Source organism: Paenibacillus macerans, from assembly GCF_050565405.1.
GTDB classification, from domain to species: domain Bacteria; phylum Bacillota; class Bacilli; order Paenibacillales; family Paenibacillaceae; genus Fontibacillus; species Fontibacillus macerans_B.
The window spans coordinates 59,368-69,992 of sequence record NZ_JBNYYG010000027.1; the positions used below are offsets into that span (position 1 = coordinate 59,368).

The 10,625-nt window shown below is 55.3% G+C and carries 8 protein-coding genes and 1 pseudogene; 8 read left to right on the forward strand and 1 reads right to left on the reverse strand.

The window, feature by feature from the left end:
* Positions 1–246 precede the first annotated feature (246 nt).
* The 6 genes from ACQ4N8_RS16710 to ACQ4N8_RS16735 all read left to right on the forward strand — a co-directional run bounded on the left by ACQ4N8_RS16710 (position 247) and on the right by ACQ4N8_RS16735 (position 8,232).
* Complete coding sequence (locus tag ACQ4N8_RS16710; protein WP_430705485.1) at positions 247–1,899, forward strand: extracellular solute-binding protein; 1,653 nt, start codon at positions 247–249, stop codon at positions 1,897–1,899.
* 60 nt (positions 1,900–1,959) lie between these two features.
* Positions 1,960–2,883 (forward strand): ABC transporter permease, encoded by a 924-nt coding sequence (locus tag ACQ4N8_RS16715; RefSeq protein WP_430705486.1) that lies wholly within the window; start codon positions 1,960–1,962, stop codon positions 2,881–2,883.
* On the forward strand, positions 2,864–3,775 hold the full coding sequence (locus ACQ4N8_RS16720; protein WP_430705487.1) for a carbohydrate ABC transporter permease: 912 nt from the start codon (positions 2,864–2,866) through the stop codon (positions 3,773–3,775). Before ACQ4N8_RS16715 ends, ACQ4N8_RS16720 begins: the two co-directional genes overlap by 20 nt.
* Before the next feature lie 185 nt (positions 3,776–3,960).
* Positions 3,961–6,309, forward strand: a complete 2,349-nt coding sequence (locus tag ACQ4N8_RS16725; protein WP_430705488.1) for a helix-turn-helix domain-containing protein — start codon at positions 3,961–3,963, stop codon at positions 6,307–6,309.
* A gap of 24 nt (positions 6,310–6,333) precedes the next feature.
* Entirely contained in the window at positions 6,334–8,001 is a 1,668-nt protein-coding gene (locus tag ACQ4N8_RS16730) for an extracellular solute-binding protein (RefSeq protein ID WP_430705489.1), read from the forward strand.
* Between the two features lie 72 nt (positions 8,002–8,073).
* A complete protein-coding gene (locus tag ACQ4N8_RS16735; protein WP_430705490.1) occupies positions 8,074–8,232 on the forward strand; it encodes a hypothetical protein in 159 nt (52 codons plus the stop codon).
* Positions 8,233–8,397: 165 nt separating this feature from the next.
* On the opposite strand, the gene ACQ4N8_RS16740 is transcribed toward ACQ4N8_RS16735, so the two are convergent.
* Positions 8,398–8,520 carry a hypothetical protein gene (locus ACQ4N8_RS16740; protein ID WP_430705491.1) on the reverse strand — a complete coding sequence of 41 codons (123 nt, stop codon included), beginning with the start codon at positions 8,518–8,520 and terminating at the stop codon, positions 8,398–8,400.
* Positions 8,521–8,572: 52 nt separating this feature from the next.
* Between ACQ4N8_RS16740 and ACQ4N8_RS16745 the strand changes: the two are divergent.
* Positions 8,573–9,181, forward strand: a pseudogene (locus ACQ4N8_RS16745) (ABC transporter permease); the annotation flags it as partial.
* An 84-nt stretch (positions 9,182–9,265) separates the two neighbouring features.
* Positions 9,266–10,528 (forward strand): MFS transporter, encoded by a 1,263-nt coding sequence (locus tag ACQ4N8_RS16750; protein ID WP_430705492.1) that lies wholly within the window; start codon positions 9,266–9,268, stop codon positions 10,526–10,528.
* The last annotated feature ends 97 nt before the right edge of the window (positions 10,529–10,625 follow it).

The following is a 10,625-nucleotide window of genomic DNA, read 5'->3' on the forward strand; positions in this document are numbered from 1 at the left end:
AGGAGACAAGCGAATAACCATACAAGCGAGTATCCAGGTTTCCCTGGAGCTCGCTTGTTTTTTTGAGCTGCCGGACTATTCAGAAAACTTGCCTTTTCACTTTTTATCAACCCCTTTGTAGAAATCATCACCCAGCACCCAACGAAATCAACATCCCATTGGAGCTTTTGCCCATATCTCCGGCCGGCGGCCGCCCGTATGCTTGGAATGGAATGATTTCCATACCAAAGCTTGGAGGGGATGTTCATGAAAACAAGATCCATAGCCAGATGGGTAGCGACCGGTCTGGCGATCAGCCTGCTCGGGACGACGCTGCTAGCGTGTTCGAACGGCGGGGAGGCGGGCAACGCAAACGCGAATCAAGGGGGAGCCGATCCGGGAAACGCGGCCGGGACGGAAGCGACGACGTATCCGATCCAAACGGATAAGACGCTCACGTACTGGGGCGAAATCAACGGGAACCTGATCGGCGTCAAAAACACGCATCAAGACATTCCTTTCTTCCAAAAATGGCAGGAGAAGACGGGCGTGCCGCTGGAATTTACGGCGCCGCCGACCGGTCAGGTCCGCGAGGCGCTGAACGTTATGCTGGCTTCGGGAGATCTGCCGGACATGATCGAATACAACTTTATCGGCGATTTTCCCGGCGGACCTGAGAAAGCGATCAAAGACGGGTACATTCTTCGGCTGAACGACCTCATCGATAAATATGCGCCTAACCTGAAGAAATATCTGCAGGAAAACCCGGACATCGACAAGATGGTGAAAACCGATAGCGGCAGCTACTACGTGTTCCCGTTCATTCGGGGGGATGAGTATCTGCGGGTATTCCAGGGGCCGATCATCCGCAAGGACTGGCTGGACGAACTGGGCTTGCCGGTGCCGGAAACCATCGACGAATGGACCGCGACACTGCTGGCGTTCAAAGAGAAGAAAGGAGCTGCCGCTCCGCTCTCGATGGTCAGCAAGCCGCGCTTCTTTAATGAATCCGGCAACGGCGCGTTCCTTGGCGCTTTCGGGGTGAATCGAGGCTTTTACCAGGAGGACGGCGCAATCAAATTCGGTCCCGCGGAACCCGGATTCAAGGAATATTTAAGACTGTTCCAGGATTGGTACAAGGAAGGATTGCTTGACAGAAATATCGCGACGGCCGATACGAAGGCGCTGGACAGCAACATCGCTTCCGGCGCCACGGGAGCCACGATCGGCAACGCCGGCGGCGGCATCGGGAAATGGCAGCCGCTCGTGGAAGCGAACGATCCGAAGGCGGTGCTCGTGGCGGCGCCTTATCCGGTGCTGAACAAGGGCGATAAGCCGAAATTCGGCCAGCGCAACCAAGGGTACGCATCCGAGGGCACCGTCGCCATTACGACGGCGGCCAAAGATCCGGAGCTGGCGGTTCGGATGCTCGATTACGGGTACAGCGAGGAGGGCCATATGTTCTTCAACTTCGGGGAAGAAGGGGTGAGCTACGAGATGGTGGACGGTTATCCGAAATACACTGATCTGCTCATGAAGAATCCGGACAACCTCGCGCCCGCGCAAGCGATCTCGCTATATGCCCGCGGCAGCTATAACGGGCCGTTCGTTCAAGACAAACGGTACGCGGAGCAATTCTTCGCGCGGCAAACCCAGCGGGATGCCATCGAGATCTGGAAAAATACCGATGCCGAGAAATATCAGCTGCCGTCAATCACGCCGACGCCCGAGGAAAGCTCGGAATACGCAGCGATCATGAATGACATCAACACCCTCGTAGACGAGATGACCATCAAGATTATTTTGGGCGAGGAGTCCGTAGATCAGTTCGAAAGCTATGTCGACAAAATGAAGTCGCTTCGTCTGGAACGGGCGATCGAGATTCAAGGCGCGGCGCTGGAGCGTTACAACAACCGGTAAAAAGGGAGACGGGAGGGTATGCCGCCCTCCCGATGGAAACGAGGTGAAACCCAACACGCCATGAATAAACAAACGTCATTCAAGCGCCGCTTCGTCCGGGATTTCAGGATGAACAAGTACCTGTACCTCATGATGATTCCCGTCGTCGCTTACTATCTGATCTTTCATTACGGCCCGATGTACGGTGCCGTCATTGCCTTCAAGGACTTTTCCCCGATCAAGGGCATTCTTGGCAGCGACTGGGTCGGACTGAAGCATTTCGAGGATTTTTTCGGCAGCTACTATTTCCTGCGGGTGCTCAAAAATACCGTCCTGATCAGCTTGTATACGCTCTTCTTCGAGTTCCCGGCGCCGATCATCCTGGCCTTGCTCATCAATGAAGTACGCCGCCGCTATTTCAAGCGGGTCGTGCAGACCATTACGTACATGCCGTACTTCATTTCGTTGGTGGTCATCTGCGGCATCATTACGGACTTCACCAATGCGGACGGCCTGATCAACCGGCTCTTCATGCTGGTCGGCTATGACGGGCAAGCCATGCTGCAGAAGCCGGAGCTGTTCCGGCCGATTTACGTCTTGTCCGAAATCTGGCAGCGCATCGGGTGGGAATCGATCATCTATATCGCCGCGCTGATGAGCATTGACCTGGAGCAATACGAGGCCGCGCGAATGGACGGCGCCAGCCGGCTCAAGCAGATGGTTTACATTACGCTGCCGGGGCTGCTGCCGGTCATCACCATCATGTTTATTTTGCGGATGGGAAATCTGCTTAACGTCGGTTTCGAGAAAATCATTTTGCTCTACAATCCGGTTACGTATGAGACGGCGGACGTCATCTCGTCGTTCGTGTACCGCAAGGGCTTGCTGGAATTTGGCTGGAGCTACAGCTCGGCCGTCGGTTTGTTCAACTCGGTTATTAATCTCGTGCTGCTCGTCTCGGCGAACTATATCAGCCGCAAGGTGAATGAAAACAGCTTATGGTGAGGTGAAAAGCGTGAAAACGGAAAGCGGTTGGTTGGACCGATTATTTAATGTGGTGAACTATGCGCTGATGCTGCTGCTTGTCGTGGCCACCCTGTATCCGCTCCTTTATGTATTGTTCGCGTCGTTCAGCGACGCGGCGCAGTTGCTGGCCCATAAGGGATTGCTCTGGAAGCCGGTCGGATTCAGTTTGGAGGCCTACAGGAGCGTACTCGCCAACCCGGGCATCGGGATCGGGTTTCGCAACACTTTGTTTATCGTCGTCTTCGGGGTCATCGTCAATCTCTTTATGACGGCGCTGGGCGCTTATGTGTTGTCCCGCAAGAACGTGATGTGGAACAAGGTTTTTATGTTCATCATCGTGTTCACGATGTTTTTCGGCGGAGGGCTGATTCCGATGTATCTGGTCGTCAAGGGCGTGGGGCTGCTGGATTCGTTATGGTCTACGATTCTTCCGTTTGCCATCAGCACGTTTAATCTGATCATCATGCGGACTTCGTTCATGGGCATCCCGGACAGTCTGGAGGAATCGGCGAAGATCGACGGCGCGAATCATTTTACGATTCTGTTCCGGATCATTATCCCGCTCTCCATGCCCGTAATCGCGGTGATGATTTTATATTACGCGGTTGACAAATGGAACGGCTGGTTTTACGCTTCGGTGTTTATCAAAAGCCGGGAGCTATTCCCGCTCCAGCTCGTGCTCCGCGAAATTTTGATTGCCAATTCGACGGAGAGTATGTCGGCGGGCGCCTCCGCCGGGGATCGCTTCCAGATCGGGGAGACGATCAAATACGCGACGATTATCGTGGCCACCGCGCCGATCATGTGCGTGTATCCCTTCCTGCAGCGTTATTTCGTCAAGGGGGTTATGGTCGGTTCTTTGAAAGGTTGAATCCATGGCCATGGCATGCAATATCGATAGGCACCGCCCGAAGGACGATCCGTTGTCCTTCGGGCGGTTTGCGTTTTTGTCAATCGAATTGAACTTTTTATCTATAGGCGAGGGCCCGCCGTTGCCGTTATAATAGTGTCCTAATCTACGCATAGACAATCCAGGAAGATACGGGTGATGAACGGATGCCGAGCATTCAATCTTTGTGGCGGAAACGGGAAAGCATTATTGTGACCTGGCTCGTGTCGTACAGCGCCGTTTTAATCGTGCCGATCCTGATCAGCCTGGTCATCTACGTTCAGGCCAATGAGGCTTTGAAAAGCGAAATTCACCGGGCGAACGATTCGCTCCTGAAGCAGATGCGCTATACGATCGACACCCAGATCGATCTGATGAAACGCTTGGACATGGAAATGACCTGGAGCCCGGTCCTTCAGACGCTGATGTACTCGAGCCGGCCCGAAGCCGAAGCGCCCTATACCGCCTACCAGCTCGTCAAGGAATTCCGTCTGTACAAGACGTCGTACGCCACGATCGACGAATTTTACGTCGTTTGGAAGAGAGGCGGCTCCGTTCTGCGGGCGGGCAATATTCGAGATTTGCCGACGGCCTTCCATACGATACATAGCACCGGGGCGATAACCTTTGAGGCCTGGAAGGATGCCATCCTGGAGCCGGGGACAAACCGGTTCGTGCTGCTGCCCCACTTGAATGCGGGACCTGACCAATCCTCCATCGCCTATATCACGCAACTGCCTAAGGATTTAAACGGCCAAGAGACGGGAGCGGTCGTGGTCATGGCGGATACGAGCCGGTTCCGGCAGGCGATTGAGGGCATTTCCGGCTTCAGTGGCGGCACCTTGCTGATCTTGAATCAGCATAACGAAATTTTGATGACCAATCGGGACGGATCCGAAGATTTGCTGCCGTTCATGGACGGCGACCGCGTCCGGCTCGAAACGGTTCATGCGGGGGATTCGGAACTCTTCTACATGGATTCCGAGGTTTCCGAATTGAAGTATGCCTTAATCATCCCGAGCGGATTGTATTGGGAGAAAGCCGTCTACGTCCGCAATTTTACGTATATCAGCATCCTGGTCAGCCTGGTCGGCGCCGGCGTTCTGACCTGGTTCTTCATGCGGCGCAATTATTCTCCGATCCAACAGCTGGTGGAATCGCTGACCGACAAGGGCGCGCAAACCGTACCCGGCGAGCCTAACGAACTGCGGTTCATCCAGAGCATGATCCTGCGCGCGAGGACCGAGAAAAACGAGATCGCGCAGCAGCTTCAGAAGCACCAGCAGGTGCTGCGCTCCAATATGATCTATAGGCTGTTAAAAGGAAAAACCGACACTCTGGTCCCTTACGAGGAGGCGTTTCGTTCTTTTCATATGCCGCTGCATTCCCAGGATTTTGCCGTGATCCTGTTTGCCGTCGAAAACGAGGAAAGCCTATACGCCAAGCTGCCGGGCATTGATCTGAACGAAAGGAGCAAGCTGATCCAGCTCATCATCTCAAACGTCGTCGAAGAGCTTGCCTCCGGACGCCGGCATGCGGGGTACGTCGCGGAGGTGAACGACATGATGGTGTGCTTGGTCAATTTGAAAGCGGATTCTTCGGATTGGAGCCGGGATTTGTACGAGATCGCGGCGGAAGCGCAGCGTTTTCTGGAGCGGTACGACATGGAGCTGACCCTTTCGATCAGCGGCATGCATACTTCCTGGATCGGCATCGCCGAAGCTTACCGGGAGGCGGTGGATGCGATGGAGTATAAGATGGTCTTGGGCAAAAAAGGCATTATCTCCTATCGCGATATTCAAAGCGAAGCGGCGCCGGACGCTCCGTATGGCTACTATTACCCGCTGCAGGTAGAGCAGCAGCTCATCAATTTCATCAGAGCCGGCGATACCGGCCGGGCCGGTGCCTATATGAACGAAATCACGAAGCGGAATCTGGACAAACCGGTCATGTCGCTGACCGTGGCCAAATGCCTCATGTTCAACCTGGTGGGCACGATGATGAAGGTCATCCACGAAATGGGCGGCCATGACGATGACGGCAGCTTGGCCGATTACCAGCAGTGGATCGATGATATTCTGTCCTGCGATACGGTACAGGAGATGCAGTCTGCTTTGCAAGCTTTACTGGAAGAGGTGTGCGTCTTTGCTGCCGACAAACGGGCAAGCCACGTATCGCGGGAACGGGAGGATTCGCTGCGGAGCCTGGCCGAGCGAGTGGCGGACTATATTGAACGCCATTACTGCGACGTGAATCTGAACGTGAATGCGATCGGCGAGCATTTTGACATGAAAGGCAGCTATCTGTCCAAGCTTTACAAGAACCAGACGGGCGAAGGACTGCTCGACAGCATCCATAAGTGCCGGATTGAACGGGCCAAAGAGATCATGCGGACGAAGCCGGATTCGATCAGCGAAATATCCAGGGTTGTTGGATATAACGATGCGGCGACGTTTATTCGGGTGTTCAAGAAGTACGAGGGCATTACGCCCGGCAAGTATAAGGAGATCGGTTGAATCGACGGGAAGGAGGGGCCATGAATGATGAGAAAAGGCCAAGGAAGACGCGGCTTGTCTGCTGCCCGAGGTCTGCTGGCGATGCTGCTCATGCTGGTTGCCCTGCTGGGCGCCTGCGACCGGAACGAAGGGCAATCCCGCGCGCAAGAAGCTGCTTCGGCGGGTCATCCGGTCCGGCAGCCGGACACGGCACGCCTATCGGAAGAGAGGGTATCCATGACCTACTGGGCGGAGCTGAACGGCAACGCCGCCAGCATTAAACCGAGATTCAGCGAGGTGCCGTTCTTCCAGGAATGGCAGCGGCGAACCGGGGTCAAGCTGGAGTTCATCCAGCCGCCCGCCAATCAGGGCAAGGAGGCCATCAGCATCCTGCTGGCTTCCGGCGAGCTGCCGGACCTGATCGAGTACGAATGGATCCATTACCCGGGCGGCCCGGAGAAGGCGATCAGCGACGGTTATATTCTGAGGCTGAACGAGATCATCGATCGATTTGCCCCGAATTTGAAAAAGTACCTGAGCGAGCATCCGGACATCGATCGGCAGGTACGCACGGCGAACGGAAGCTATTACGCTTTTCCGTTCATTCAGGGAGATCAGCGGCTCCGCACCTACCAGGGGCCGATCATCCGGAAGGACTGGCTCGATGAACTCGGGCTCGAAGTTCCGGGCACGATCGACGAGTGGCACGACGTCCTGAAGGCTTTCAAGGAGCGAAAAGGGGCCGAAGCGCCGCTGACGTTTCTGGGCGTGCCGAATCCGCTGTTCGGCATTGAAGGAGGCGGATTCATCGGCGCTTTCGGGATCAAAAAGGACTTCTACCAGGAGCAAGGCCGAGTCAAATTCGGCGTCATAGAGCCGGAATACAAGGAGTTCCTGGCTTTGTTCCGCGAGTGGTACAAGGAAGGGCTCATCGATCCCAATTTGGCGGCGGTCGATTCCGAGACGCAGGACACGAACATGATCCTCGGCCGGAGCGGCGCGAGCATCTGGAACGCCGGGGCCGGCATCGGGACTTGGCTGCCTGTTCTTCAAGCGAGGGATGCGGCTGCCGAATTGGCGCCTGCGCCGTATCCCGTGTTTAACAAAGGCGAACACCCGAAGTTCGGCCAGTTCGCCCCGGCCGTCGGCGCAAGCGGAGGCGTCGCGATCTCCGCGAATAACCGCCACGTGGAGGAGGCGGCCCGCATGCTGGATTACGGCTATGGCCCGGAAGGCCATATGCTGTTTAACTTCGGCATCGAGGGGGTCAGCTACGAGATGAAGGGCGGGTACCCCGCTTATACGGATCTCATCTTGAACAACCCGGACCGCTGGGCGCCTTCGCAAGCGCTTGCCATGTATACCCGGGCCAGTTATTTCGGCCCTTTCGTGCAGGATGTGCGTTATATGGAGCAGTATTACACGCTGACGGAGCAGCAGGAGGCGATCCGGTTATGGTCCGATACCGATGCCGCGCTCCACAATCTGCCGACCTTGCCGAAAACCGAAGCGGAGAGCACGGAATTTTCCGTCATCATGCAGGACGTCAACCGCATCGTGGATGAGATGTCGCTCAAGATCATTTTCGGAATCGAACCGCTGGAGGCGTTTGACGGCTATGTGGAGCAGATTCAGGCCATGGGCATCGACCGGGCGATTCAAATCCAGCAGCAGTCCCTGGACCGGTTCAACCAAGCGCTGCCGGTTAAATAAATGGAGGAGATTGGAGGGAGTGGTATCCGGGATATAAGACGGCCAAGGGGCAGTTCCTGCACGATTTCTCCTATGCCGGTTACCGGCGGGGGGGAAGCGGCGATTCCTGCCGTGAACAAAAACCGGGGCATTAACGTCACCAAAGCGCCTTACCATGCGGACCCTACCGGACGTCAAGACGCTACGCGCGCCATTCAGCAAGCGATTGACGATGCGGCCGCGCGCGGCTGAGACGTCGTCTATTTGCCCAAAGGGACGTACCGCGTCACCCCGCAGGACGGGAAGGATTATACCTTGAATATTCCCTCGAGCCATATCGTGCTCAAGGGAGACGGCCGAAGTCGGCTATTTTGCTTGACGCGGGCTCCCGCAGCCGGGTCAGGTCGATCAGGTCGTTCAGCAGGAGCCGCTGGTGGCCGTCACGATCTCGTATTGATCCGGGGCGAGCGCATCCGTCAATACGCGCAGGTTCACCGGATCGTCGGAGCGGTATGGGAACTCGTGACGTAGCCCGTGCACGGCGTCAACACGATGATCGCCTTTACGAATGCGATCTATTTCGAAGAAGGAGCTGCTGATCAGTTATGCGCTGGCGTTATATATGCGTTTTAACAACGGTCGGATCGTCGAGCTCATCCGCAAAACCTACATGATTCCGCTGTTCATCCCGGGCGTCATCGCCACCTACGGGCTGATCAATCTACTTGGCAACCACGGCTGGCTGGCCCGCCTGCTGGCGGAAATCGGCATTGTGCTGCCGCGCATCATCTTTGACGAAAAGGGGATCATCATCGCCAACCTTTGGTTTAATATCCCGTTTACGACCATGCTGCTCAGCTCCGCGCTGGCCGGCATTCCATCTTCTGTCATCGAAAGCGCAAAGGACGTGGGAGCGGGGAAACTTAGGCTGTTTCTGCGCTTTATTTTCCCCCTCTCGTACAAAACGTTTCTGGTCGCCTTGACCTTCGTGTTCATGGGGGTTATCGGTTCGTTTACTGCGCCGTTCCTGCTCGGTGCGAATTCGCCGCAAATGCTCGGGGTTTCGATGCAGCAGGTGTTCAGCGTCTTTCAGGAGCGCGAGCAGGCCGCGGCCATGGCATTCTTCTCATTCCTGCTATGCTCCGTGCTGGGGGCTTTTTATATTAACTCGATGGCGAAAGAAGAGAACGCGAAAATGTAGATTCAGGATCCGCGGATTAGGAAATTATAGCATTATATCATATAATGAAATCGGTGAATTTTTGCGAATAGAGAGGGGATGGCCGTGAGTAACGCAGACAGGTCGGGCACCGATCAGGTGACGGGAAATTGGAAAAGGAATATCGTACTCTTCTTAAGCAGCCAGACGATTTCGCTGTTTGGCTCCTCGCTTGTTCAGTATGCCATCATGTGGTATATCACGCTGAACACGAAGTCGGGAATCATGATGACGTTGTACATTATTTGCGGTTTTATCCCGACGTTCCTCTTATCTCCGGTGGCCGGGGTTTGGGCGGACCGGTTTAACCGCAAGCTCCTGATCATGCTGGCGGACGGCATGATCGCTTTCGCTACGCTGATCCTGGCGATCGTGTTTCTGATGGGGTACGACGCAACCTGGCTGCTCTTCGTGATGGCGGGGATCCGTGCGCTAGGTTCGGGCATCCAGACGCCGGCGGTCGGAGCGATTCTTCCGCAGATCGTCCCGAGCGATAAGCTGACGAAAGTGAACGGGACGAACGGCAGCTTGCAAGCGGCCATCATGTTTGTGTCTCCCATCGTCAGCGCGGCGCTGCTCACGGTAGCCTCGATTGAAATGATCTTCTTTATCGACGTTGTGACCGCGGCGATCGCGATCCTGACGTTGCTGCTCTTTTTCCGCATTCCGGTGCACAAGAAGGCGGCGGAGCAGCAGACGACCGGCTATTTCGACGATTTGAAGCAGGGCATGGCTTATATCGGCCGGCAGACCTACCTGAAATCGTTTTTTGTCTTTATGGCCTTTTTCTTTGTCTTGATGGCGCCTGCGGCCTTTCTGACGCCGCTGCAGGTCACGCGCACGTTCGGCGATGATGTCTGGCGGTTAACCGCAATCGAAATCGCTTTTTCCATCGGAATGATGGCGGGGGGAGGATTGATTGCGGCTTGGGGCGGCTTCAAGAATAAAATTCATACGATGACCTTCGCCACCCTACTGATGGGCCTTTGCACTTTTTTGCTCGGCGTCGTTCCCGTATTCTGGATCTATCTGTTGTTCATGGCGATCTTTGGCGTCGCGATGCCGGCCTTTAATACCCCTTTGATGACGTTGATTCAGGAAAAAGTGGATGAGAACTTCATGGGACGGATTTTCGGCGTGTTCAGCATGATTTCCACGTCCATGATGCCGATCGGCATGCTGATTTTCGGTCCTGCGGCCGATGCGGTTGCGATCGAATGGCTGCTGATCGGTACAGGGCTGTTGATGCTGCTGCTTTCTCTCTTTCTCGTTCGAAATCGGGCGCTGCTGGAAGCCGGGAAACCGACGGTCCAAGAGCCTTCGGCATAAATTTGGTGTTTTAAGAGGCTGTCCCAAAAGGTAGCTAGTTAACCTACTCAAGGGTTGCTACTCGTTAAAAAGTTCTTATGTTAAAAAAACAGTCGAC